Below are 23,902 nucleotides of genomic sequence, written 5' to 3'. Positions count from 1 at the left end.
CCGAGATCGTTCCGGTCGCACGACGTGCCGCTGGCCGAGGACCTGAGCGGCATGTCTCGCGACCAGGAACCACGACCGAGTCCGGCCGGGTCCGGGTCCGGGTCCGGGTCCGGGTCAGGATCCGGCAGAGCGGTCCCAGGCGAGACCGCGGCGCTCAGGACCAGACGCGGCGGATGCCCCAGGTGCCGGTCCACGACTCGTCGGGCTCGAGCCAGCGCAGGCCCTCGCCGGAGTTCAGGGCGTTCGCGGGCGCGGTCATCGGCTCCACCGCCACGGCGAGCCCGGTGCCGTCGCCGCGGGGGAACTCGCGGGACGTGAAGACCTGCACGTACGGGAACGACTCGTCCTGCCAGAGCTCGACGCCGTCGCCCTCCGGACCGTGCAGCGTCGTGCGCCGGACGCCGTGCTCGTCGGCGGCGACGTCCCGGTACGCGGTGTCGAGGTCGGCGTCCCCGGCGCGACGTCCCGACCGCAGGTCGTAGGGCGTGCCCTCGACGGACACCGTGCCGTCCGGGATCTTGTGCTCGTCGACCGTGAACGCCGTGGCGGCGTCGAGCGTGACGACGAGGTCCTCGGCGGGGGTGTCGCCCGCACGGAGGTACGGGTGCGCGCCGACCGCGAACGGAGCGCGGACGCCGGAGCGGTTGACGATGGTGTGGGTCACCCGGACACCGTCGTCGACGAGCTCGTGGTGCACGCGGGTCTCGAGCGTGAACGGCCAGCCGTGCTGCGGGTGGATCGTCGCCTGCTGTTCGATCGACGACTCGGTCTGCGACACCACGCGGTACGGCGAGAACCGCAGCAGCCCGTGCGAGGCGTTGCCGTACTTGGGCTCGGAGACGTCCAGCTGCTGCCGCTTCCCGTCGAGCTCCCAGACGGCACCGGCGACGCGGTTCGGCCACGGCACGAGCACGATGCCGTCGGCGCCCGGCGGCAGCGACGTCACCGGGAACGGCTCGGTCAGGTCGAACCCGGCGACCCGGAGCTCCCGGATCCCCGCGGCGACCTCGGTGACGACGGCCTCGACGACCCCGTCCGGTCCTGCGTGCCGGAGGTGGTACTGCCCTCCGGTGGGTGCTGCTGCGGTCATGGCTGCGACTTCCTTCCGTCTGGTGCTGCACGGCCGTCCTCGTCCGCCACGACCACCTCGACGCCGGCCGCCCGGATCGGAGCGACCGCGTCCGCCGTGACCCCGGCGGTGACGACGACGTCGATGTCCTCGAGCGGACGGACGACACCGAGGTGGGCCCGGCCGAACTTCGAGCCGTCCGCCACCACGACGGTACGCCGGGCCGCGGCGGCGAGCATCCGCTTCGCCTCGGTCTCGGGCAGGTTCACGTTCGTCAGGCCGTGCCCGACGTCGAGTCCCGTCCCCCCGAGGAACACCAGGTCGGCGGCGATCATCGGCAGCACGGCACCCATGAACGGCGCGACGAGGGAGTGCTGCAGCGGCCGGAGGGTGCCACCGGTGACGACGACGGTGAAGCGCGGGACCGCCCGCTCGAGCGCGAGTGCGGTGGTGAGCGAGTTCGTGACGACGGTGACGTCGACCAGGTCGGACCGCGCCACCAGGGCCTCCGCGACCGCCGCGGGCGTGGTGCCGACGTCGAGCACGACGCACTGACCCGACCGGACCAGGTCGGCCGCAGCGCGGCCGATCGCGGCCTTCGCCACCTGGTGCTCGACGGCGGTCTCCTCGAAGGGGCGCTCGGTGGAACCGACCCCGAGGCGGACCGCACCGCCGCGCACCCGCCGGATGCGGGCCTCCTGGTCGAGCAGGGCGAGGTCCTGGCGGACGGTCACCTCGCTCGTGCCCAGCGCCGCCGCGAGGGCGGCGGTCCGGACCAGACCGGGCGCGCCCTCGACGATGGAGACGATGCGGTCCTGCCGCAGCGGCGCGGGCAGCGACCCGGCGAGGAAGGAGAGGTCGTCGTCCACGGCACGAGTTTCGCGCACTTACGGAGCCTTTCGCAACGCTTCACGAGCGCGGTAGGGTGGGTCGGTGATCACCAAGCGCGTGACGACGCTCGCCGACGGCCGCGAGCTCATCTACTTCGACGACGCCGACACGCAGCTGCCCGCCGAACGCAGCATCGACCAGCGTGTCCTCGACCCCCGACCGGAGACGGCTCGGATGCGGCAGGACGTCCTGACCGGCGAGTGGGTGTCCATCGCGGCGAGCCGGCAGAACCGCGTGTTCCTGCCGCCGGCCGACCAGGACCCGCTCGCGCCGCAGACCGCCGCGAACCCGTCGGAGATCCCGAGCCGCTACGACGTCGCGGTGTTCGAGAACCGCTCGCCCTCGTTCGGACCCCTGCTCGAGGCCGAGGACGGCCCGGAGTCCCTCGAGTCCCTGTCCGACGTCGGGCTCAACCGCCAGCTCCGGAGCGTCGGTCGCTGCGAGGTCGTGTGCTTCTCCCCCGAGACGAGCGGCTCGTTCGCCTCCATCAGCGAGTCGCGCGCCCGCACCGTGGTCGAGGCCTGGGCGGACCGCACCGCGGCGCTGTCGGCGATGCCCGGCATCCAGCAGGTGTTCCCGTTCGAGAACCGGGGCGAGGCGATCGGCGTCACGCTGCACCACCCGCACGGGCAGATCTACTCGTACCCGTACGTCACGCCCCGCACGCAGCGGCTCCTCGCGTCGATCGAGCGCTTCGGTCCCGACCTGTTCGAGCAGCACCTCGCGAACGAGCGCGCCTCCGAGCGCGTGGTGCTGCAGGGCGAGCACTTCACCGCCTTCGTGCCGTTCGCAGCACGCTGGCCGATCGAGATCCACATGCTGCCGCACCGGCACGTCCCCGACTTCGCCGGCCTGACCGACGCCGAGAAGGACGAGCTGGCGCACATGCACCTGCGGCTCACCCGCGGGCTCGACGCGCTCTACGACACCCCGACGCCGTACATCGCCGCGTGGCACCAGGCGCCGGTGCACACCGCGCGGGACACCGTGCGGCTCATGCTGCAGATCACGTCCCCGCGTCGCGCGGCGGACAAGCTCAAGTTCCTGGCCGGCAGCGAGGCCGCCATGGGCGCCTGGATCGGGGACCTCGTGCCCGAGAAGGCGGCCGAGTTCATCCGAGGAGGGATCGAACGCGCATGACGTTCCAGCAGGTCTACGGGTACGAGCCGGCGGTGCGGTACTCCGCGCCCGGCCGCGTCAACCTGATCGGTGAGCACACCGACTACAACGACGGCTACGTGCTGCCGTTCGCGATCGACCGCCGGACGGTGGCGTCGATCGCACAGCGCGACGACCGGCTGATCCGGGTCGCGTCGGCCTTTGAGCCGGACGCGGTGCACGAGCTCTCGCTCGACGCGCTGTCGCCGGAGAACATGGACGGCTGGTCTGCCTACGTGTTCGGCATCGCCTGGGCGCTCCGCGAGCAGGCCGGAGCCGACCTGTCCGACAAGACCGGCTTCGACGTCTTCATCGAGTCGGACGTCCCGGTCGGCGCGGGCCTGTCGTCGAGCGCCGCGATCGAGTGCGGCGTCGCGCTCGCGTTCACCGACCTGTGGGACCTCGGCCTCGACCGCAAGACCCTCGCTCGTGTCGGTCAGTACTCCGAGAACCACGCCGTCGGCGCCCCGACCGGCATCATGGACCAGTCCGCCTCGTTGCTCGGTGAGCAGGACGCGGTCGTCTTCCTCGACTGCCGCACGCTCGACACCGCCGTGGTCGACCTCGCGCTCGAGGCCAACGGGCTCGAGGTCCTCGTCATCGACACCCGCGTCGAGCACGCCCACGCGACAGGCGGCTACAAGGCCCGGCGCGACTCGTGCGAGCGCGGCGCTGCGGCCATGGGCGTCGAGGCACTCCGCGACGTCGCCGTCGAGGACCTGCCCCGCGCACAGGAACTCCTCGACGACGAGACCTTCCGACGGGTCCGGCACATCGTGACCGAGGACCAGCGCGTCCTCGACACGGTGCGCACGCTCCGCGAGCAGGGTCCGCGCGCGATCGGCGAACTGCTCGTCGCCTCGCACGCATCGATGCGCGACGACTTCGAGATCTCGGTGCCCGAGCTCGACCTGGCGGTCGAGACGGCGATGGCGCACGGCGCTGTCGGCGCACGCATGACCGGTGGCGGCTTCGGCGGTGCGGCGATCGCGCTGGTCGACCGGGAGGCCCGTGGCGCGATCACGGACGCCGTCACGTCCGCCTTCGCCTCGGCCGGGTACCGCGAGCCCACCGTGTTCACGGTGCACGCCGCGCAGGGCGCCCGGCGCGACTGACGCGCGGCAGCGCGAGGCGCCGCGCCGCGCGCGGCGCCTCGCGCGGCGCCTCGCGCTTCCGCACAACGAGAAGCGGCTCGCCGGTCAGCCGGTCAGCGGTCAGCGGCCCGCAGGCCCGCCGGCCCGCCGGTCAGCCTCCGTAGTCGGCGTACCGCGTCGTCTCGACGACGTTCCCGAGCACGAACGGGTGCGTCCGACCGTGCTCGACGGCCCACTGCACCCACGCCGTCTGCACGGGCATGAGCAGCCACACCGCCACGGTGACGCCGAGCACGCCGGCGAGGGTGAGTCCCATCACGGTGTGCTCGTCGAACCGGTTCGCGCCTCGGCGGGCGACCGCGACGGCGAACCCGACGAGGGCGATGCCGACGGTCAGGAGCGTCGTCCCGAGCGCCGGCGACGACCGGAAGTCGAACTCCTGCCCGGCGTGGACGAAGGTCGTGCTCCAGCTCGAGCCGGGCTGCTGGAACAGGATGCAGAGCACCACGATGAGGACCAGCCAGCGGGCGTCCTTCGTGAGCTGCGACGGCTCGGGCCGCGGGCGCAGCACCGGTTCGGTCAGCTGTCGTTCGTCCCCCATGGCGTGACCGTAGCACCGCGGGAGGCGCGTGGCGGGGGTGATCCGCGCCTCCCGTCCGAAGCCGCACACCGAGACTCGGCCGAGCGGACACTTTCGTCCTGCACAGGGGACGGAAGTGTCCGCCTGGCCGAGTCTCGGTCGACAGGGCTCGCGCTACCGCAGGTGGCGCTCGGCGGCCTCGACGACGTTCTTCATGAGCATCGCGCGGGTCATCGGCCCGACCCCGCCCGGCGTGGGCGACAGGAACCCGGCGACGGACGCCACGGCGGGGTCGACGTCGCCGCGCAGCTTCGCCTTGCCCGTCTCCGGGGAGACGACGCGGCTGATGCCCACGTCGATGACCGCGGCACCCGGCTTGACCCAGTCCGGCTGCACGAGCCCGGCGACCCCGGCCGCGGCGACGATGATGTCGGCGCGACGGCACTCGGCGGCGACGTCCTCGGTCAGCGAGTGCGTGAGGGTGGCGGTCGCCTCGAGCCGGGTGAGCAGCAGGCCGAGCGGACGACCGACCGTCAGGCCCTGCCCGATGATCGTCACGTGCTGCCCGCGGATCGGGACGTCGTAGGCGTCGAGCATCGCGACGATGCCCCGCGGGGTGCACGGCAGCGGGGCGTCGATCGTGCCGGCGCCACCGGGCACGGCGAGCACGAGCTCACCGAGGTTCGTCGGGTGCAGGCCGTCGGCGTCCTTCGCCGGGTTCATCAGCTCGAGCATCGGGATCGGGTCGATGCCCTGCGGCAGCGGGAGCTGCACGATGAACGCGGTGACCCGGGGGTCGTCGTTCATCTGCAGGATCGCGGCGCGGATGTCGGCAGCCGAAGCGGTCTCCGGGAGGTCGATGCGGACCGAGTCGAGCCCGATCTGTGCCGAGTCCTTGTGCTTGCCGGCGACGTACGACACCGACCCCGGGTTCGCGCCGACCATGATCGTGCCGAGCCCGGGCCGGAACCCGTGGTCGTGCAGGCGGTCGATGCGGACCTTCAGGTCGTCGAGCGTGCGCGCGGCGAGGGCGGTGCCGTCGATACGGACGGCACTGCCCTCCCCCGCCCAGCGCTCACGTGGGAGCGCGGCGCTCACGCGTACAGGGGGAACGCGTCGGTCAGGGCCTTCACCCGTGCCGAGAGCGCTGCGATGTCCGGGTTCGGCATGAGCGTCAGCGCGATGATGTCGGCCACCTCGGTGAACTCGGCGTCGCCGAAGCCGCGGGTCGCCAGCGCCGGGGTGCCGATGCGGACACCGGAGGTGACCATCGGCGGGCGCGGGTCGAAGGGGACGGAGTTGCGGTTCACGGTGATGCCGACCTCGTGCAGCAGGTCCTCGGCCTGCTTGCCGTCGACCTCGGACGCACGGAGGTCGACGAGCACCAGGTGCACGTCGGTGCCACCGGTGAGGACGTCGATGCCGGCGGCCTTCGCGTCGGGCTGCGTGAGCCGGTCCGCCAGCAGACGAGCACCGCGCAGCGTGCGCTCCTGGCGGTCCTTGAACTCCGGCTGGCCGGCGAGCAGGAACGCGGTGGCCTTCGCGGCGATCACGTGCATGAGCGGACCGCCCTGCTGGCCCGGGAACACCGCGGAGTTCAGCTTCTTGAAGAGCGACTCCTCGTTGGACAGGATGATGCCCGAGCGGGGACCGGCGAGCGTCTTGTGCACCGTCGACGACACGACGTGGGCGTGCGGCAGGGGCGACGGGTGCAGGCCCGCGGCGACGAGCCCGGCGAAGTGCGCCATGTCCACCCAGAGCGTCGCGCCGACCTCGTCCGCGATCTCGCGGAACTTCGCGAAGTCGAGCTGGCGGGGGTACGCCGACCAGCCGGCGATGAGGACCTTCGGCTGGTGCTCGATGGCCTTCGCACGGATGTCGTCGTAGTCGACCTCGAACGTCTCCGGGTCGACGCCGTAGGACACCGCGTTGTAGATGCGGCCGGAGAAGTTGAGCTTCATGCCGTGCGTCAGGTGACCGCCGTGGGCGAGCTCGAGACCGAGGATCGTGTCCCCGGCGGAGGCGATGGCGTGCAGCACCGCGGCGTTCGCGCTCGCGCCGGAGTGCGGCTGCACGTTCGCGTAGGCGGCACCGAACAGGGCCTTCGCCCGGTCGATGGCGAGCTGCTCGGCGACGTCGACGAACTCGCAGCCGCCGTAGTAGCGCTTGCCCGGGTAGCCCTCGGCGTACTTGTTCGTCAGAACGGAGCCCTGTGACTCGAGGACGGCGCGCGGGACGAAGTTCTCGGACGCGATCATCTCGAGGGTGTCGCGCTGGCGGCCGAGCTCGTTCTGCAGCACGGCGGCGATCTCGGGGTCGACCTCGGCGAGCGGGGCGTTGAACGTGGACTGCGCGGTGGCAGGCGTCAGATCGGTGATGGACACGGGACTCCTCGTTGTCTGAGTCGCCGCGCGGACGCGACGAGGTGGACGGGTGGGCGCGGCCCAGGCGTACGGCCGCGCTCCGTGTCAGGTGTCGCTCCCCGATGGTGACCCATCCAACGCCAGTCGCGACCCGTCGATCGTACCGAGCGCGCACGTTCGTGTCACCCTTGGGGACATGCACCCGAGCATCCCCGTCGACGCATGACGCTGATCAGCCCCGACGTCGAGGAGCGCACCGACCTCGCCGCGCGCCTCGACGTGCCGTGGGTCACCGTGGTCTGGGACGACCCGGTGAACCTGATGTCCTACGTCACCTACGTCTTCCAGAGCTACTTCGGCTTCTCGCACGCCCGCGCCGAGCGACTCATGCGCCAGGTGCACGACGACGGCCGGGCGATCGTCGCGACCGGCGCCCGCGAGGCCATGGAGCGCCACGTCGAGGCCATGCACGGCTACGGCCTGCAGGCCACCGTCGACCGCGCGGCGGGACCGGACGCGTGATCCCCTTCAGCCGGCGCCAGGACGGTGTGCACCTCGCGATGTCCGAGGGTGAGCGCGCCGTCCTCACGTCGCTCACCGAACAGCTGCAACAGGTGCTCGGCGGTGACCTCGCGTCCGACCCCGTCGCCGCGCGGATGTTCCCGGACGCCTACCCGTCGGACACCGAGGCGAGCGACGAGTTCCGCCGTTGGACGCAGGCGGACCTGCTCACCCAGAAGACCGCGAACGCCGACGTCGTGCACGACTGGCTGACCGGTGCGCGGGACGGCGCGATGACCCCGCCGGACGAGCAGGCCTGGCTGCGGTGCCTCACCGACCTGCGGCTGACGATCGCGGAGCGGCTCGGCATCACCGACGCCGCGTCGGAGGAGGCCTCGTCCTCCGGGGACGCCGGCCTCGGCCTGCGCGACGTCTACGACTGGATCGGGTACGTGCAGGAACACCTCGTCACGACCCTCACCACCCGCTGACGGGACGGCCGGGAGGCGCGGCGCACGTTCCGCCTCGTCCGCCCCGGCCCGTCAGCTGGTCGCGGTGGTCGCGGTGGTCGCGCATCCGGGCGAGCAACGAGGGGTCGGCACCATCTGATCAGAAGGCAACCTTGCAAGGTGCCCTGTTCAGTCGTACTGTTCCACCGTGGAACCGATCGACACGCTCGCGGACGACCTGCTGACCCTGCACGGTCGCATCCGCCGCACGCTGCTCGCCGGGAAGGCCGACGAGGTCACCGCGTCCCAGACCGCCGCGCTCGGTCGGCTCCTGCGCCACGGCGAGAGCACCGTCGCCGACCTCGCGCGCGCCGAGGGGGTCCGCCCGCAGTCGATGGGCGCGACCGTGCAGGCCCTCGTCGACCTCGGGCTCGCCGAGCGTCGACCCGACCCGACGGACGGCCGCCGCACGCTCGTCCGGGCCACGGAGACGGGCTCCCGAGCCCGCGCCGACGCGTGGACCACCCGGACCCGGGTGCTCGCGGACCGTCTCGCCGCGCTGCCCGACGAGGACCGGGTGACGGTCGCGCGCGCCCTCGTGATCCTCACGCCGCTCACCGACGACTGACCCCAGGAAGAAGCCCACCACGTCCACGTCGACCTCCCCCGTCCCGACCGTCCCCGACGCCGGCACCACCGGCGGCAGCGGCTTCGGCCCGAAGCTCCTCGTCCCCGTCCTGGTCGGTCCGCTGCTCAACCCGATCAACACGACGATGGTGTCCGTCGCCCTCGCGCCGATCTCCCGCGACCTCGGCATCGGTGCCTCGCAGGCGATCTGGCTCGTCGCCGCGCTCTACCTGGCGAGCGCGGTCGCGCAGCCGACGATGGGCAAGCTCGCCGACCGGTTCGGCCCGAAGAAGGTCTTCCTCACCGGACTCGTGATCGTCGGCGTCGCCGGCGTCGTGCCCGAGGTGCTGACCGGGTTCGGCGGGGCGGTCGCCGCACGGGTGCTGATCGGGATCGGGACGTCGTCGGCGTACCCGGCCGCCCTCACCACCCTGCGGCAGCACTCCGCCAGGATCGGGAAGCCGACACCGCCGCTCGTGCTCGGGGCGCTCTCGATCACCTCGCTGGTCTCCGCTGCGGCCGGGCCGCCCCTCGGCGGCGCACTGATCGCGGCGTTCGGCTGGCACGCGATCTTCCTGGTGAACGTCCCGCTCGCCGTGTTCGGCCTCGTCGTCGCCGCGATGTGGCTGCCGTCCGACCGGCTCCGACCCCGTGACGCCGAGCAGCTGCCGGTCCGGACCGCGCTCGACCCGCTCGGCATGGTGCTCATGACCGGCACGGTGTCGGCGCTCCTGGTGTTCCTGCTCGACCTCGGCGCCGGACTCTGGTGGCTGCTCGCGGTCGCCGTCGTGCTGCTCGTGGCGCTCGTGCTCTGGGAACTGCGCGCGACGAAGCCCTTCGTCGACGTCCGCCTGCTCGTCCGGAACGGCGCGCTGTCCCGCACCTACGCGCGACTGTTCCTGACCTACCTGCTCGCCTACACGATGACGTACGGGTTCTCGCAGTGGGTGCAGGACGTCGCGGGCTACCCGAGCGACGTCGCCGGGTACCTGCAGCTCCCGGCAGCCGTCGTCGCCGGGGTGGTGTCGTTCATGGTCGCCCGACGCACCGCCGTCCGCCGGCCGCTCGTCGTCGCGGCGCTCGTCCCCCTGGTCGGCGCCGGGCTCCTGCTCCTGCTGCACGCCGGGTCGCCGCTCGTGCTGCTGCTCGTCGTGCCGGCGCTGTTCGGGGTGCCCCAGGCGCTGGCGTCGGTGTCGAACCAGGCGGCGCTGTACAAGGTGGTGCCCTCGGAGTACATCGGTACCGCCGCCGGACTGTCGCGCACGAGCATCTACATCGGCGCGATCGCGGCGTCCTCGCTGATCGGCGGGGTGTTCGGCCAGGCCCCGACCACGCCGGACCTGCACGTGCTCGCGTGGGTGATGCTCGGCGTCGGCGTGCTGCTCAGCGTGCTGACGCTCGCAGACCGGGCGCTGGCGCGGGCGGACCGGCGCTGACGTGGCGCGTCAGTGCTCGGCGCCGATCGCCGCTTCGATCTGGTCGGCCCAGTCGGTCAGCCTCCGCTCGACACCCGCCAACTCGGCGGGGGTCACGCCGTACTCACGCACACGCCGCGAACCGATCCTCCGCACCTGTCGGAGCGCCTCGGCGAAGAGCTGTCGATCGAAGCCGTCGTCGTGTTCGGCTGCGCCGTCGAGGAGCTCGGCGTCCGAGAACCTCCCGCTCCGGCGGATCGCGTCGACGTCGAGGTAGTCTCGCGCTTCCGCACGCGAGAACAAGGCTGCAACCTTGTTCGACACCGCGTCGTACTCGTCGAGCACCGGGCCGAGGGCGAGCACGACGGGTTGCCGAGCGCGCCAGTCGACTCCCAGGTCGACCTCGACCACCTCACCATCGAGCGTGACCCGCAGCCTGGCGAAGAGCTCGAAGCGTCTGGCGACGGTGACGACGAAGCCCTCGGAGGCGAGCTGCGCGATGACATCGCCGAGAGCGCGCTCGAACCCACCTGCGTCCCGTCGGTCGGTGAAGAGGTCCACATCAGCAGTGGGGCGAGCCGTGAACCCGTGCTCACGGATGGCACCCGACCCTGCCAGTGCGAACCCGGAGTCGTCGGTCGCGGCGAGGGCGATCGACGCCACGCGTCGCTGCATCGCCTCGCTCGCGATCACGAGACGAGTTCGGGGAACCGGCTCTCCCACGCACGTCGGATCCGGACGGGCAGGAAGAGCCGCGACCACCATCGCCTGAGGACCGCCGGACTGACCAGGGCCTGGACGTCAGCAAGCGTGCCCTCACGCAGGGTTGCTTCGTACGCCTTCGCGACATCGTCCCAGTGGGCCAGGTCGACGACCGGGTCGGGCCCCCAGTACACCGTGTCGGGGAGCCGGAGCGAGCCCTCGGCCGGGCCCGTGAGATCGTCCAAGCTGGCGGGCACGGCGAAGCCGCGCGTGGCCTGGGTGCGGACCCGCACCGCTGAGTCGATCGTCATCGCACCCTCCCCTCTCCAGGGTACCGATGCCCCCCACGACAGGACCAGCCCCTGTGGACGCGGCGCCCGGGGGTCAGCCCCGGCCTGTCGGCGACGTGGGCCGCACGTCGGACGCGCCACGGGCCTCCCGGCCGAACCGCCGGAACGCCGGAGCGCCCCGGTACCCTGATCTCCGTGACCGCCCCGAACCCCACGCACTGGACCCTCACGCTCGTCTGCGACGACCAGCCCGGGATCGTGCACGCCGTCTCCGGAGCCGTGGTCGCGGCGAACGGCAACATCACCGAGTCGCAGCAGTTCTCGAGCGCCGACACGAACTCGTTCTTCATGCGCCTGCAGGTCATGGCGCCGGTCGACCGCGAGACGTTCGAGCAGGCCCTCGCACCCGTCGTCGAGCGCTACGGCATGCGGGTCCAGCTCGACGTGGTCGGGCGTCCGATGCGCACCCTGGTGCTCGTGTCGAAGGCCGGGCACTGCCTGAACGACCTGCTCTACCGGCAGCGCGGCGGCCAGCTGCCGATCGAGGTCCCCCTCGTGCTGTCGAACCACGCCGACCTGTCCGGGCTGGCGGCGTTCTACTCCGTGCCGTTCGAGCACCGACCGGTCACCGACGCGGACGCGAAGCGGGCGATGGAGCAGCGGATCCTCGAGGCCGTCGAGGAGCACGACATCGAACTCGTCGTCCTCGCCCGCTACATGCAGATCCTGTCGCCGGAGCTGTGCGCCGCGCTCGAGGGCCGCGCCGTCAACATCCACCACTCGTTCCTGCCCGGCTTCAAGGGCGCCAACCCGTACCGGCAGGCGCACGCGCGCGGCGTCAAGCTCATCGGTGCGACGGCGCACTTCGTGACGAGCGACCTCGACGAGGGCCCGATCATCGAGCAGAACGTCGTCCGGGTCGACCACACGAAGGAGCCCGCCGAGCTGGTCTCGATCGGCCAGGACGAGGAGTCCCGGACGCTGACGCAGGCGGTGCGCTGGATCGCGGAGGACCGCGTCCTCCTCGACGGCGCCCGCACGATCATCTTCAGGTAGGCACCGCATGACGAACGCACCGCAGAGTCCCGTCGACTGGGGCGACGTCCCGCCGCCCACCGATCCGGCACCCGCACGCCGCCGGGCCTCCGTCTCCGGCTGGACGGTGCTGCGCGTGCTGGTGTGCGCGTTCGGGCTGCTGTCACTGGCGTACTGGGGCTACCTCGCGTGGCCGTTCCCGTTCCCCGGCGCGCTGTTCATGGTCGGGGCACCGCTGTTCGCCGCGGTCGTCTGGTTCCTCTTCCGCTCGCCGCGCTCGCCGATCGACACCGACGTGGTGGGCAAGGTGGTCGTCGAGACCGCGCTGGTCATCGCGGCCGGCGGCGCCTGGGTGTCGCTCGGGCACCCGGTGGTCGGGTTGGTCTTCGTGCTGGTCGCGGCGCTCTCCGGCGTGGTCGCGTTCCGGCGGGAGACGGCGTGAGCTCCGGGCCTGCGTCGGTGTCCGGCCTCGGCTCCGGGTCCGGGTTCGGCTCCGGGTCAGGGTCCGGGTCCGGCTCCGGGTCCGGCTCCGGCTCCGGGTCCGGTCTGGAGGCGCGGCGCACGCTGGTCCGAGCCGGTCGCCTGGTCGACGAGGCCGGCTCCACGGCCGACGGGTGGGTCCTGCTCGCCGGCGACGTGATCGAAGCGGTGGGGTCCGGCGCCGACGCGCCCAGCGCCCCGGACGTGGTCGACCTCGGCGACGCCGTCCTGACGCCCGGGTTCATCGACCTGCACGGGCACGGTGGTGGTGGCGCGGCCTACGAGGACGACACCTTCGACGCGGCGCTCGCCGTGCACCGGGCGCACGGGACGACCCGCTCGGTCCTGTCCCTCGTCGCGAACCCCTCGGCAGCGCTCGCGACGTCGCTCGAGCGCATCCGCACCGTCGCCGCGACGGACCCGCTCGTGCTCGGCGCGCACCTGGAGGGGCCGTTCCTCTCCCCCGACAACCGGGGCGCCCACAACGCCGCCCACCTGGTCGATCCGTCGCCGGCGGCCGTGGACGCCCTGCTCGACGCGGGTGCCGGGGTCCTGCGGCAGGTCACGATCGCGCCCGAGCTGCCGGGAGCGCTGGACGCCGTCCGCCGCTTCGTCGACGCCGGGGTCGCCGTCGCCGTCGGACACACCGTCTGCTCGTACGACCAGGCCCGGGCGGCCTTCGACGCCGGTGCCACCGTGCTCACCCACGCGTGCAACGCAATGCCGGGGTTGCACCACCGGGCGCCGGGTCCGATCGCCGCGGCGACCGAGGACGACCGCGTGACGCTCGAGCTCATCCTCGACGGTGTGCACGTGCACCCCGCCGTCGCCCGCGTGCTGCTCCGTGCGGCGCCGGGGCGCGTCGCACTGATCACCGACGCGATGGCCGCGGCCGGGTCGCCCGACGGCTCCTACGCGCTCGGGTCGCTGACGGTGGACGTGGTGGACGGCGTCGCGCGCGTCGCCGGGACGGACACGATCGCGGGCTCGACGCTGACGCAGGACGCGGCGCTGCGGCTCGCCGTGTCGGCCGCTGGAGCGTCGCTGCCCGAGGCGGTCGCGGCGCTGACGAGCGTGCCGGCATCGGCGCTCGGGCTCGGGGACCGGCTGGGCCGGGTCGCGCCCGGGTACGCAGCGGACCTCGTGGCGCTCTCCCCCGCGCTCGAGGTGCACCGGGTGTGGGGCGCCGGCCGGGAGCTGGTGCCCGCCAGGTCTTGACCCGGGCGGCGCGCGGCGGGACCATCTCCGCATGGCGCTCTACGTCTCCTGCCCGGTCGAGAGCGTCGAGCGCGCCACCGCGTTCTACAGGGCCCTCGGGTGGACCATCGACCCGCGGATGTCGCGGGACGACGTCGCGTGCGTCGTGTTCGGGACCGACCAGTACCTGATGCTCAGCAGCCGCGAGGCCTACGCGAGCGTCGGCGGCACGGAGGACCTGGTGGGTGGACCGGGCACCCCGTCGAAGGTCACGCTCTCGTTCGACCTCGACAGCCGACAGGCCGTCGACGAGCTGGTCGAGCGGGCCCGCGCTGCCGGCGGGCGGATCGGGGACACCGACGAGTACCCGTTCATGTACCAGCGGCAGTTCGACGACCCGGACGGGTACCACTGGTCGCCGTTCTGGATGCACCCCGACACCGCCGGCGCGTGACCTCGTCCGCGCGCTCCCGCCGGACGGTCACTGGTGCAGGAAGTCCTGACGGGGCTGCTCCTGCTCCGGCGCGAAGCGGATCCGCAGCACGGGTCCGCTGTCCTCGGTCGTGGAGCCGCTGACCTCCACCTCGAGGGCGTCCGGGGTCCGGTCCCACCGCGTGACGGTCCCGGAGCCGAGCACCGCGACATCGCTGATCGTGCGGGTGAGGAGCGCCGACGCCGACCCGAGCGACCGCAGTCGTACGACGCCGTCGTCGGGCCGGGCGAGCAGGACCGCGTAGAGGGAGTCGCCCGTGACGTCGTGCCGCACGGTGTACCGGACGTCCTCCGCCGTGTACGCCGGAGCGGCAGCGTCGACGAACGACCCGGCGGTCACCGCGGTCGGTCCCTCGGACGGTACGGTCCAGGGCCGGGTGCCGTAGATCGCCTCGCCGTGCAGGCCGAGCCAGTGCCCGATGCCCTCGAGCAGGCGCTGCTCCTCGACCGGGATCGTGCCGTCCGGCTTCGGGCCGACGTTGAGCAGCAGGACCCCGCGCTTCGCGACGACGTCGACGAGCTCGGCGACGAGTTCGCGCACGCTCTTGTACTCGTGCCCCTCGACCCAGCACCAGGAGGTCCGTGACACCGACGTGTCGTTCTGCCACACGGTCGGCTCGGTGCCCGCCACGGCTCCGCGCTCGATGTCGTAGACCGCGGTGCCGGGCGCGAAGGCTCCCCACTTGTAGTTGATGACGACCTCGCGTCCCCACTCGGCCGCCCGGTTGTAGTAGTACGCGGCGAGGGTCTGCAGCACCGGGGCGAACGCCGGTTGCTCGATCCACCAGTCGAACCAGAGCACCTGCGGCCGGTACTTCTCGATGACCTCGACGGTGCGCAGGAGCCAGTCCTCGAGGAACCGCTCGTTCGGAGCCGTCTCCTCACGCTGCGCGGGACCGTAGAAGTCCGACCACCGCGGGTCGAGCACGTCGGAGTCGAACCGGGCACCGCCGTTCATGAAGAACCAGTGCTCGGCACGGTGCGACGAGGCACCGCGGACCATCCAGGCCTCGTCGACCGCTCGGGAGAGGTCGCCGAAGACGTCGCGCCGTGGCCCCATCCGTGCGGCACTCCAGCGGGACCGGTCCGTGTCGTACATCGCGAACCCGTCGTGGTGCTCGGCGACGGGCACGACGAACTGCGCCCCCGCACGACGGAACAGCGCTGCCCACGCGGCCGGGTCGAAGTGCTCCATCGTGAACGACGGGATGAAGTCCTTGTACCCGAAGTCGCGGTGCTCGCCGTGCGTCGCGAGGTGGTGCTCGTACGCGTCGGTACCCTGCCGGTACATCTCGCGGGAGTACCACTCGTTGCCGAACGCCGGGACGGAGTACACGCCCCAGTGCAGGAAGACCCCGAACTTGGCGTCCTCGTACCAGCGTGGAGGCTCGTAGGCCGCCAGGGACGCCCACGTCGCGTCGAAGGGTCCGGCGGCGACGACCTCGTGGACGGCACGCAGCGCCTCGGTGTTGTCGCTGACGTCGACCGGCTCCGGGAGCGACTCCGGGTCGAGCGGTCCGTGGCGGTCCGGCATGGGGCACTCCTTCGTGCGTCGGATGCGGTCCCCCACTTCTACCGGTCGAGTTCGGGAGTCGGGTGGGTCACGGTTGCCGGCGGTCAGGGCAGCCGGACGACGACCTCGGCGGTCGAGGGCCCACCGCACTGCTCGGACCCGCCGTGCCGCACCCACGTGAAGTGGACGCCGCGCTCGACGAGCACCCGGCCGTCCGCGCCGAGGACCGCCACGTGCCCGCGCCCCGCGGTGTCCGGCGAGGTCGGCACGGACCACACGTCCCCGTCGCGTTCGACCATGGGGAGCACTGCCGTCGGCGCCGTGCCGTCCGGCAGTGTCCCGACCGTTGGCGCGCCCGGTGTGGCTTCCCCAGGGGCAGTCGGCACGGCTGGTTCGGGCGGCACCCCGGGCGTGCAGTCCGGGCCCTGGCAGACGACGATGCCCGCGACGCCGGACGCCGGGTCCGCCGAACCCGGGACCTCGACGGCGACGGTGTCGGTCCGACCGATCGCCGTGCACGCCGTCGGCCCGATGCCGGCGCAGCCGGTCGTCACGAGCACCAGCACGGCCGATGCCGTGGCGAGTCCCCTCGTCCCCCGACGCATGCGTCCATCGTCACCGATCGATCGCGGACGGGTGGTCTCGATCCGGCGACGGTGTCAGGCCGCGACGACGGACAGCAGCCGGAGTCGGTCGTGGCTCTCGGTCCCGGGGACGGCGGTGTAGACGAGCAGCACGTGCGCCTGCTCCGGGTCGAGGAGCACCTGGCAGTGCAGCTCGAGTCGGCCGACCTCCGGGTGGTCGTAGCGCTTGACGGTCCCCGGGACGAGGCCGACCTCCTGCCGGTCCCACAGCGTCCGGAACTCGTCGGAGCGTTGCAGGAGCTCGTCCGCGAGCCGCGCTGCCCGGGACCCGGGACCGCGCCGGGTCGCGACCTCACGCAGTGACGACACGTACAGCCGCGCGGTGGTGTCGCGGTCCTCCGGCGGGAAGAGGTCCCGCGCACCCGGTTCGGTGAACCAGCGCCAGCCGATCGAGCGCGACGGCCCCTGCCGCTGGCTCGCGTCCCCGAACAGTGCGGCGGCGAGCGGCGTCTGCAGGAGCGTCTCGCCGAGTTCCGTGACGACCTCGGCCGGGGTGTCCACCAGGCGGTCGAAGATACGCATCATGCCCGGGCCCACGTGGTCCGAGCCCGCGCCGGAGTCCGGCGGTCGGTGCCCGGCGAGGCGGAAGACGTGGTCGCGTTCCGCCCGGCTCAGGTGGAGCCCCTGCGCGATCGCGGCGACCATCTGCTCGGAGGGCTGCGGACCGGTGCCCCGTTCGAGCCGGGCGTAGTAGTCCGGGGACATGTGGCAGACCGCCGCGACCTCCTCGCGGCGCAGCCCGGAGGTCCGGCGCCGCTGTCCCGGCGGGAGGCCGACGTCGGACGGTTGCAGGGCCTCCCGGCGTCCGCGGAGGAAGGCGCCGAGCGCCGGTCGATCGATCACGGGCCCATCCTCGCCGGTCCGCGTCCTCCGCAGCCACGGTCCGTCAGGTCCTGGTTGCGGTCCGGCCGCCGACGCAGGCTGGCACCAGCCCGACGACGGGCGACGATCCCGAGGAGACCACCGTGCCGACACGACCCATCGACATCACCCTGCCGCGACTGGACGGCACCCGCGCCGTCGTCACCGGTGCGAGCGACGGCATCGGCCTGCGCATCGCGACGGCACTCGCGGGCGCCGGCGCCACGGTCGTGCTCCCCGTGCGCAACCCGAGCAAGGGCGAGGCCGCACGCATCCGGGTGCTCCGCGAGCACCCGGACGCCGACGTGCAGCTCGGCGCGATGGACCTGTCGTCCCTCGCCTCGGTGGACGCGTTCGCGGAGTCGATGCGGTCAGCCGGTCAGCCGGTCGACCTGCTCGTGGGCAACGCCGGCGTCATGACCCCACCCGAGCGGCAGACCACGGCCGACGGCTTCGAGCTGCAGCTCGGCACGAACCACCTCGGACACGTCGCACTCGTCCGCGGACTCCTGCCGCTGCTCCGTGCGGCGCGCGGCCACGTCACGTCGCAGACCAGCATCGTCGCGCGCAGCGGCGCCGTGCACTGGGAGGACCCGAACTGGGAGCGGAGCTACGACGGGATGCGCGCGTACCGGCAGTCGAAGATCGCGTTCGGCCTGTTCGGGCTCGAGCTCGCCCGACGGAGCGCCGACCGCGGATGGGGCATCACGAGCAACCTCGCGCACCCGGGCGTCGCGCCGACGAGCCTGCTCGCCGCGCGCCCGGAGCTCGGCCGGAGCGGGGACACCCCGCAGGTCCGGGTGATCCGCTGGTTGTCCGCTCGGGGCCTGCTCGTCGGGACCCCGAGGACCGCCGGGTTGCCGGCGCTCGTCGCAGCCACCGACCCGGCCGTGCGGGACGGCGGGTTCGTGGGTCCGACGGGTGCCGGCGGTGTCGGCGGAGCGCCCGGACGGACGCCGCTGTGGAAGCCACTGCGCAGTGCTGAGGACGCCCGACGCGTGTGGGAGCTGTCCGAGGAGCTGCTCGGCACGTCGGTCGCGTGACGTCCGCGACCGGCGCTGTCAGGATGGCCGCATGAGCGTCATGATCTCGGTGTTCGATGCGCAGCGCACCCGCACGAGCGAGAAGTACACCGCGTACCCGCCCGAGGTCCTGCCGATGTTCGTCGCCGAGATGGACTCGGTCCCCGCCGAGCCGGTGCGCGAGGCACTCGAGCGCGCCGTCCGCACCGGGGACACCGGGTACGTCGGGCACACCCGGGTGCTGCCCGAGGTCTTCGCCGACTTCGCCGACCGCCGGTGGGGATGGGACGTCGACCCCGACCTCGTCCGGACCACGACGGACGTGTCGGTCGCGGCGGTCGAGGTGCTCCGGCGGGTCGTCGACCCCGGCGACCAGGTCGTCGTCATGCCGCCCGTCTACCCGCCGTTCTGGGAGTACGTCCGCGAGGCCGGCGGCACCGTGACCGAGGTGCCGCTGCTCGCCCCGGACGGCGAACCCGACCCGTTCGACACCACGGCCGGGTGGCGGATGGACCTCGCCGGGGTCGAGCGAGCCTTCGCCGGCGGCGCCCGGACGGTGCTGCTCTGCAACCCGCACAACCCCCTCGGGCTCGTGCACGATCGCGACGACCTGGTGGCACTCGCCCGGCTCGCCGCGGAGTGGGACGCCGTCGTCGTCTCCGACGAGATCCACGCCCCGCTCGTGCACGCGGACGCGGTGTTCACCCCGTTCCTCACCTGCGGACCCGAGGCGGTGGAGCACGGCGTCGCCCTGACGAGCGCGAGCAAGGCGTGGAACCTGGCCGGGACGAAGTGCGCGCTGATGGTCGGGGCGTCCGAGCGGGCGCGCGGCTGGTTCGACGGGCTGCCCGTCGAGGTCGTCGAGCGCACCGGGATCCTCGGGTACACCGCGAGCGTCGCCGCCTTCCGTGACGGGGAGCCGTGGCTCGCGTCGCTGCTCGCCGAGCTGGCCGGCAACCGCCGTGTGCTCGCCGAGGAGCTCGGCTCGGCCCTGCCCGGTGCTGGGTACCGGCAGCCGCAGGCGTCCTACCTGGCGTGGCTCGACCTGCGCGCCCTGCCGTGGGGCGACGACCCCGCACTGCAGCTGGTCGACCGGGCGAAGGTCGCGCTGACGAACGGTCGCGACTTCGGGCAGCCGGGCATCGGCCACGCCCGGCTCAACTTCGGGTGCTCCGAGGAGACCCTGCGCGAGGGGCTGGCGCGTCTGGCGTCCGCCCGCTGACCCCGCTCGGCAGGCGTCACTCGAAACGTTGCCACTCCGGCTTGTTGGCGTACGTGTACCGGTAGTAGTCCGCCAGACGGAGCCCGGCTGCGGCTTCCTCGTCCACCACGACGGTCGCGTGCTCGTGCAGCTGCAACGCCGACCCGGGCACGAACGACGAGAGCGGCCCCTCGACCGCGGCGGCCACGGCGTCGGCCTTCGCCGAGCCCTGCGCGACGAGGACGAGCTCACGCGCCTCGAGGATCGTGCCGAGCCCCTGCGTCATGCAGTGCGTCGGCACCTGATCGAGCGAGTCGAAGAAGCGGGCGTTGGCCTCACGCGTGGACGGTGCGAGGGTCTTGATGCGGGTGCGGGACGCGAACGACGACGTCGGCTCGTTGAACCCGATGTGCCCGTTCGCGCCGATCCCGAGGATCTGCACGTCGACCCCGCCGGCAGCCCGGATCGCAGCGTCGTACTCCTTCGCCGCGAACGCCAGGTCCGTCGCGCGGCCGTCCGGCACCCGCACCCGCGAGGGGTCGAACCCGAGCGGCTCCACGACGTCGCGCTGGATCACCGACGCGTACGACTCCGGGTGCTCGAGCGGGATCCCGACGTACTCGTCGAGGGCGAACCCGCGGGCCGCGGCGAAGGACACCTCGCCCGCCTCGACCCGACGACGCAGGTCGGCGTAGATGCCCTGCGGGCTCGACCCGGTGGCGAGACCCACGACGGCGGACGGCTTCTCGGCGACGACCGAGGCGATCTTGGCGGCAGCGACACGACCGACCTCGGCCGGCGTCGGCAGGATGATGATCTCCACGCCCTCACCCTACTGGTCATGACCAGTCGCCGACAGGGGTGCTCGGTAGCGTGGGGGCATGCCCACCCCTGACTTCGTCCTGTCCCTGCGCGAGAAGGTCGGCAACGATCCGCTGTGGATGACGGGCATCACCGCCGTCGTCACGCGCGGCGAGGGCCCCGACCGCGAACTGCTCGTCGTCCGTCGTACGGACAACGGCGCGCTGACGCCGGTGACGGGGATCGTCGACCCGGGTGAGGAACCCGCGGTCGCCGCCGAGCGCGAGGTCCTCGAGGAGGCCGACGTCGTCGCGGTCGCCGAGCGCCTGACCTGGGTGCACGTCCTGCCCGAGATGACCTACCCGAACGGTGACCGGGCGCAGTACCTCGACCTGGTCTTCGCGTGCCGGTACGTGTCCGGCACGCCCGCCCCCGCGGACGGCGAGAACACCGAGGCGTTCTGGGCGCGGCTCGACGCCCTGCCGGAGATGTCCGCGGACATGTTGGAGCGGGTCCGGGCGGGCCTGTCCGACGAGCCGGCCGCGCGCTTCGAGCGCTGACCCGCCGCCGACCAGGGCGCGTTTGCCTAGCGACCGCGACCCTGATGCCGGGACCCGTGCCGGTCCCGTGACACTCCGCGAGGCCGCAGCCGGACGAGCCCGCATCCGACGAGCACCGACACGATCCCGATGCTGATCCGGATCGCGACGACGAGCCACGGCACGTCCGTGGCCGTCTGTGCCGCTGTCAGGATCACGACCGCCGCGGACCCGACCAGGACGAGGGTGACGACACGAGCTCGACGAGGGCTCACACGCACCCCGTACGCGCAGCGTGGTTGTTCGAGAAGTAGACCTTGAGCCGCTTGTTGTTCTTGCACGTCCCCTTGATCGTCGCGAGGTAGGCGGCGCCGACTGCGATGATCGCCTGCACGGCGAGGCAAGCGAGCTGGCCGACTGCGGGGATCGCGCAGATCGCGGCACCGAGCGCGAAGCCAGCTCCGTTGTACAGCAGGTTCTGGTCGTACTGGTTGAACGTCACGTAGTGCCCTCCAGCGTCGTAGCCTCCGCCCAGGCGAGCATCGCCCTTCGACCGCAGGACGTCGAGTTCGAGTCCGTCGCCGAGCGTGATGACCGTGTGGTGCCCGTCCGGGTCGTCCCGTTCGGACTCGACGAGGTCTGCAGCCCGCAGCTGTCGCAGCACCGAGTCGAAGTCCGTCGTCTGCAACAGCTGCTTCGCCTCACGCACGGGGTTCGGCTCCGCGTGCGCCTGTGCAACAGGCACCACCGCCCCTGCGACCACGACGACGCTCGCGATCAACAGCCCGATCTTGCAACCCATCAGTACCTCCTCGGTTCAGTGAGGAGAGACTCCCGCACTGATGTTCCACATCCATGACCAGGAGATGTCCGGGGAGTCAATCACAGTCGCGAGGACTCGCGGGCCGGGAGGCGCGGGGCGGGCCCGCCCCGCGCCTCCCGATCGGAACCGGGTCGCCTTCACCCCCGCGAAGGCGACAGATCGTCGCCAACGGTTCGCAGCAGACTGTCGCTTCCGCGGAACGCTCGGGGCGGCTCGGCTCGGCGCGGCCGGCGCGGCCGCTACGCGAGCGGGGCGACCGCGGCCGGGGCGCCGAGCAGCCGCAGGGCCACGGCGTCACCGGCCACGCGGCGGTCGCCGACCTCGTGCTGCACCGTCACGACCGTGTCGTCGTCCAGCCGGACCGTCGTGCGCCGGATCGACCCGAGGAAGCTCGACGTGACGACGGTGCCGGTGACGCCCTCGGCGGCGAAGGCGACGTCCTCGGGGCGGACGTAGGCGAGCACCGGACCGTCCGCGGTGTCCGCTGCGAGCGCCGGGACGCGGAAGCCGTAGACGAACACGTCGCCGCTGCGCAGGTCGCCACGCAGGCGGTTCGACTGCCCGACGAAGTCCGCGGTGAACGCCGAGACGGGGTGTCGGTAGAGCTCCTCGGGCGTCCCGACCTGCTCGATACCGCCGGCGTTCATCACCGCGATGCGGTCGGAGACGGCGAGTGCCTCCTCCTGGTCGTGGGTGACGAAGACGGTCGTGATGCCGAGGTCGCTCTGGATGCGGCGGATCTCGTCACGCAGGGACACCCGCACCTTCGCGTCGAGCGCGGACAGCGGCTCGTCGAGCAGGAGCACGCGCGGGCGGGTGACGAGGGCACGGGCGAGGGCGACCCGCTGCTGCTGCCCGCCGGAGAGCTGGTGCGGGAACCGGTCGGCGAGGCCGGCGAGGTGCACCATGTCGAGCGCCTCGATGACGCGCTCGCGACGTGCTGGGGCGGCGACCTTCCGCATCTCGAGGCCGAACGACACGTTCTGCCGCACCGTCATGTGCGGGAAGAGCGAGTACTGCTGGAACACCATGCCGATGTCGCGCCGCTCGACCGGCACCGCGGCGACGTCCACCCCGTCGATGCGGATCGCGCCGGCGTCGATCGCCTCGAGACCGGCGAGCGCACGCAGCGCGGTGGTCTTGCCACAGCCGGACGGTCCGAGCAGCGAGACGAACTCGCCGGGCTCGATGCGGAGCGACAGGCCGGCGAGCGCACGGTGGGAGCCGTAGTGCTTCTCGACCGCCTCGAGCTCGACGGTCGCCCCCTCGGTGGACAGCGACGCCGGGGCGGCGGGAGCGGTGACGGTCATGTGGACTCCTTCGGGGTGCGCCGGCGGCCCGCGCCGACCCGGCCGATGACGACGAGCAGCACGAAACCGAACAGCAGTGCGGCGAGCGAGAAGATCGCGGCCACGTACGGGTCGGTCTGCTGCACGAGCACGAGCGCGGTCTGGAACGTGGTGCGGGACAGGAACGAAGCGAGGGTGTACTCGCCGAGGACGACCGTGACGGTCAGGAAGCACGCGGCGGTGATGCCGCGGCGGAGGTTCGGCAGCAGGATCCGCCACGTCACGGTCCACCACGAGGCGCCGAGCGAGCGCGCGGCCTCGGACAGCACCGTGACGTCGACCGAGGTCAGCGCCGCGGCGATCGGGCGGAACGCGAACGGCAGCGACACGATGCCGATCGCGAAGGCCAGGGTCCACGCGCCGGAGCCGAACACCTGCGCGACGACCTGGTACACGGGAATGAAGCCGACGACGAGCACGACGACGGGCACGGTGATCGGCACCAGGCAGACGAACTCGAGCACGCGGCGCAGGCGGGGGTAGCGGAGCGCGGTGACGATCTGGGCGGGCAGGAGCACGAGCAGCACGATCGCGACGGTGATCACGGCGATGAGCAGGGACGCCGCGAGGCCGTCGAACACCGGCTGGTAGGTGGACGCGTTCGCGGGGTCGACGATCGCGGCGTAGTGGTCGAGCGTGAGCGCCCCGTCGGTGCCCTGGCGGAACGTGAACTGTGCCAGGGCGACCAACGGCACGGCGACGACGAGTCCGACCAGGGCGAGCACGGCGACGGCGGTGCCCCGGGACGGAGCGACGCCGAAGCGGCCGACGCGGGTGGGGCCTCCAGGCCGGGATGCGGCGGCCAC

The 23,902-nt window shown here is 72.6% G+C and carries 27 protein-coding genes and 1 riboswitch; of the genes, 13 read left to right on the top strand and 14 right to left on the bottom strand.

What is annotated here, in order from left to right; translation table 11 throughout:
* Positions 1 to 154: 154 nt before the first annotated feature.
* Together M3666_RS11340 and M3666_RS11335 are read right to left on the bottom strand one after the other, a co-directional pair.
* Positions 155 to 1,090, bottom strand: coding sequence for an aldose 1-epimerase family protein (locus M3666_RS11340; RefSeq protein WP_251155252.1), 936 nt, complete (start codon positions 1,088 to 1,090; stop codon positions 155 to 157).
* A complete protein-coding gene (locus M3666_RS11335; RefSeq protein ID WP_066656748.1) occupies positions 1,087 to 1,938 on the bottom strand; it encodes a DeoR/GlpR family DNA-binding transcription regulator in 852 nt (283 codons plus the stop codon). Before M3666_RS11335 ends, M3666_RS11340 begins: the two co-directional genes overlap by 4 nt.
* A gap of 64 nt (positions 1,939 to 2,002) precedes the next feature.
* On the opposite strand from M3666_RS11335, the gene galT reads away from it, so the two are divergent.
* Positions 2,003 to 3,100, top strand: coding sequence for a galactose-1-phosphate uridylyltransferase (gene galT / locus M3666_RS11330; RefSeq protein WP_251155251.1), 1,098 nt, complete (start codon positions 2,003 to 2,005; stop codon positions 3,098 to 3,100).
* Positions 3,097 to 4,233 carry a galactokinase gene (gene galK / locus M3666_RS11325; protein WP_251155250.1) on the top strand — a complete coding sequence of 379 codons (1,137 nt, stop codon included), beginning with the start codon at positions 3,097 to 3,099 and terminating at the stop codon, positions 4,231 to 4,233. Before galT ends, galK begins: the two co-directional genes overlap by 4 nt.
* Before the next feature lie 130 nt (positions 4,234 to 4,363).
* On the opposite strand, the gene M3666_RS11320 is transcribed toward galK, so the two are convergent.
* The 3 genes from M3666_RS11320 to glyA form a co-directional block, all read right to left on the bottom strand.
* Positions 4,364 to 4,813: a hypothetical protein gene (locus tag M3666_RS11320; RefSeq protein ID WP_251155249.1), complete on the bottom strand. Its 450-nt coding sequence runs from the start codon at positions 4,811 to 4,813 to the stop codon at positions 4,364 to 4,366.
* A 153-nt stretch (positions 4,814 to 4,966) separates the two neighbouring features.
* A complete protein-coding gene (locus M3666_RS11315; RefSeq protein WP_251155248.1) occupies positions 4,967 to 5,890 on the bottom strand; it encodes a tetrahydrofolate dehydrogenase/cyclohydrolase catalytic domain-containing protein in 924 nt (307 codons plus the stop codon).
* Positions 5,887 to 7,176: a serine hydroxymethyltransferase gene (gene glyA, locus M3666_RS11310; RefSeq protein ID WP_374109584.1), complete on the bottom strand. Its 1,290-nt coding sequence runs from the start codon at positions 7,174 to 7,176 to the stop codon at positions 5,887 to 5,889. Before glyA ends, M3666_RS11315 begins: the two co-directional genes overlap by 4 nt.
* Positions 7,177 to 7,227: 51 nt before the next feature.
* Positions 7,228 to 7,313, bottom strand: a riboswitch (ZMP/ZTP riboswitch).
* A 64-nt stretch (positions 7,314 to 7,377) separates the two neighbouring features.
* Between glyA and clpS the strand changes: the two genes are divergently transcribed.
* The 4 genes from clpS (at position 7,378) to M3666_RS11290 (ending at position 10,168) form a co-directional block, all read left to right on the top strand.
* Positions 7,378 to 7,677 (top strand): ATP-dependent Clp protease adapter ClpS, encoded by a 300-nt coding sequence (gene clpS / locus M3666_RS11305; protein WP_066656757.1) that lies wholly within the window; start codon positions 7,378 to 7,380, stop codon positions 7,675 to 7,677.
* Positions 7,674 to 8,147, top strand: a complete 474-nt coding sequence (locus M3666_RS11300) for a DUF2017 family protein (protein WP_066656760.1) — start codon at positions 7,674 to 7,676, stop codon at positions 8,145 to 8,147. The genes clpS and M3666_RS11300 overlap by 4 nt, the downstream gene beginning before the upstream one ends.
* A gap of 166 nt (positions 8,148 to 8,313) precedes the next feature.
* Positions 8,314 to 8,733, top strand: a complete 420-nt coding sequence (locus M3666_RS11295; RefSeq protein ID WP_251155247.1) for a MarR family winged helix-turn-helix transcriptional regulator — start codon at positions 8,314 to 8,316, stop codon at positions 8,731 to 8,733.
* Between the two features lie 109 nt (positions 8,734 to 8,842).
* Complete coding sequence (locus tag M3666_RS11290; RefSeq protein WP_308301853.1) at positions 8,843 to 10,168, top strand: MFS transporter; 1,326 nt, start codon at positions 8,843 to 8,845, stop codon at positions 10,166 to 10,168.
* A 9-nt stretch (positions 10,169 to 10,177) separates the two neighbouring features.
* Here M3666_RS11290 and M3666_RS11285 read toward each other — a convergent pair whose 3' ends face one another.
* Positions 10,178 to 10,810 (bottom strand): nucleotidyl transferase AbiEii/AbiGii toxin family protein, encoded by a 633-nt coding sequence (locus M3666_RS11285; RefSeq protein WP_251155245.1) that lies wholly within the window; start codon positions 10,808 to 10,810, stop codon positions 10,178 to 10,180.
* Positions 10,811 to 10,836: 26 nt separating this feature from the next.
* Positions 10,837 to 11,160 carry a hypothetical protein gene (locus tag M3666_RS11280; protein ID WP_066656763.1) on the bottom strand — a complete coding sequence of 108 codons (324 nt, stop codon included), beginning with the start codon at positions 11,158 to 11,160 and terminating at the stop codon, positions 10,837 to 10,839.
* Positions 11,161 to 11,334: 174 nt separating this feature from the next.
* Between M3666_RS11280 and purU the strand changes: the two genes are divergently transcribed.
* From purU to M3666_RS11260, 4 genes are all read left to right on the top strand, one after another.
* The gene (purU, locus tag M3666_RS11275; protein WP_066656765.1) at positions 11,335 to 12,195 is read left to right on the top strand and encodes a formyltetrahydrofolate deformylase; all 861 of its coding nucleotides are present in this window, start codon (positions 11,335 to 11,337) and stop codon (positions 12,193 to 12,195) included.
* Positions 12,196 to 12,202: 7 nt separating this feature from the next.
* Positions 12,203 to 12,616, top strand: a complete 414-nt coding sequence (locus tag M3666_RS11270; protein WP_251155244.1) for a YrdB family protein — start codon at positions 12,203 to 12,205, stop codon at positions 12,614 to 12,616.
* 104 nt (positions 12,617 to 12,720) lie between these two features.
* The gene (gene nagA, locus M3666_RS11265) at positions 12,721 to 13,872 is read left to right on the top strand and encodes an N-acetylglucosamine-6-phosphate deacetylase (protein ID WP_374109585.1); all 1,152 of its coding nucleotides are present in this window, start codon (positions 12,721 to 12,723) and stop codon (positions 13,870 to 13,872) included.
* A gap of 31 nt (positions 13,873 to 13,903) precedes the next feature.
* Positions 13,904 to 14,305, top strand: a complete 402-nt coding sequence (locus M3666_RS11260; RefSeq protein ID WP_251155243.1) for a VOC family protein — start codon at positions 13,904 to 13,906, stop codon at positions 14,303 to 14,305.
* Between the two features lie 27 nt (positions 14,306 to 14,332).
* On the opposite strand, the gene M3666_RS11255 is transcribed toward M3666_RS11260, so the two are convergent.
* From M3666_RS11255 to M3666_RS11245, 3 genes are all read right to left on the bottom strand, one after another.
* Positions 14,333 to 15,877, bottom strand: a complete 1,545-nt coding sequence (locus M3666_RS11255) for an alpha-L-fucosidase (RefSeq protein WP_251155242.1) — start codon at positions 15,875 to 15,877, stop codon at positions 14,333 to 14,335.
* Positions 15,878 to 15,960: 83 nt separating this feature from the next.
* On the bottom strand, positions 15,961 to 16,461 hold the full coding sequence (locus M3666_RS11250; protein ID WP_251155241.1) for a hypothetical protein: 501 nt from the start codon (positions 16,459 to 16,461) through the stop codon (positions 15,961 to 15,963).
* A 54-nt stretch (positions 16,462 to 16,515) separates the two neighbouring features.
* On the bottom strand, positions 16,516 to 17,343 hold the full coding sequence (locus M3666_RS11245) for a helix-turn-helix transcriptional regulator (protein WP_251155240.1): 828 nt from the start codon (positions 17,341 to 17,343) through the stop codon (positions 16,516 to 16,518).
* 122 nt (positions 17,344 to 17,465) lie between these two features.
* Here M3666_RS11245 and M3666_RS11240 point away from each other — a divergent pair, with 122 nt between their 5' ends.
* Positions 17,466 to 18,404, top strand: a complete 939-nt coding sequence (locus M3666_RS11240) for an SDR family oxidoreductase (protein WP_251155239.1) — start codon at positions 17,466 to 17,468, stop codon at positions 18,402 to 18,404.
* A 31-nt stretch (positions 18,405 to 18,435) separates the two neighbouring features.
* Positions 18,436 to 19,605 carry a MalY/PatB family protein gene (locus M3666_RS11235; RefSeq protein WP_251155238.1) on the top strand — a complete coding sequence of 390 codons (1,170 nt, stop codon included), beginning with the start codon at positions 18,436 to 18,438 and terminating at the stop codon, positions 19,603 to 19,605.
* Between the two features lie 16 nt (positions 19,606 to 19,621).
* Here the strand turns inward: M3666_RS11235 and nagB are convergent, their stop codons facing one another.
* Complete coding sequence (nagB, locus tag M3666_RS11230; protein WP_209685360.1) at positions 19,622 to 20,407, bottom strand: glucosamine-6-phosphate deaminase; 786 nt, start codon at positions 20,405 to 20,407, stop codon at positions 19,622 to 19,624.
* A gap of 58 nt (positions 20,408 to 20,465) precedes the next feature.
* Between nagB and M3666_RS11225 the strand changes: the two genes are divergently transcribed.
* On the top strand, positions 20,466 to 20,945 hold the full coding sequence (locus tag M3666_RS11225) for an NUDIX domain-containing protein (protein WP_209685358.1): 480 nt from the start codon (positions 20,466 to 20,468) through the stop codon (positions 20,943 to 20,945).
* A 250-nt stretch (positions 20,946 to 21,195) separates the two neighbouring features.
* On the opposite strand, the gene M3666_RS11220 is transcribed toward M3666_RS11225, so the two are convergent.
* The 3 genes from M3666_RS11220 to M3666_RS11210 form a co-directional block, all read right to left on the bottom strand.
* Entirely contained in the window at positions 21,196 to 21,726 is a 531-nt protein-coding gene (locus M3666_RS11220; RefSeq protein ID WP_251155237.1) for a hypothetical protein, read from the bottom strand.
* 260 nt (positions 21,727 to 21,986) lie between these two features.
* The gene (locus M3666_RS11215) at positions 21,987 to 23,057 is read right to left on the bottom strand and encodes an ABC transporter ATP-binding protein (protein WP_251155236.1); all 1,071 of its coding nucleotides are present in this window, start codon (positions 23,055 to 23,057) and stop codon (positions 21,987 to 21,989) included.
* Positions 23,054 to 23,902, bottom strand: a complete 849-nt coding sequence (locus M3666_RS11210; protein ID WP_251155235.1) for an ABC transporter permease subunit — start codon at positions 23,900 to 23,902, stop codon at positions 23,054 to 23,056. The genes M3666_RS11215 and M3666_RS11210 overlap by 4 nt, the downstream gene beginning before the upstream one ends.

Source organism: Curtobacterium sp. ODYSSEY 48 V2 (genome assembly GCF_023712625.1).
Lineage (GTDB): Bacteria > Actinomycetota > Actinomycetes > Actinomycetales > Microbacteriaceae > Curtobacterium.
The sequence above is the reverse complement of the archived record's forward strand: the minus strand, read 5'-3'. Positions and strand labels throughout refer to the sequence as shown.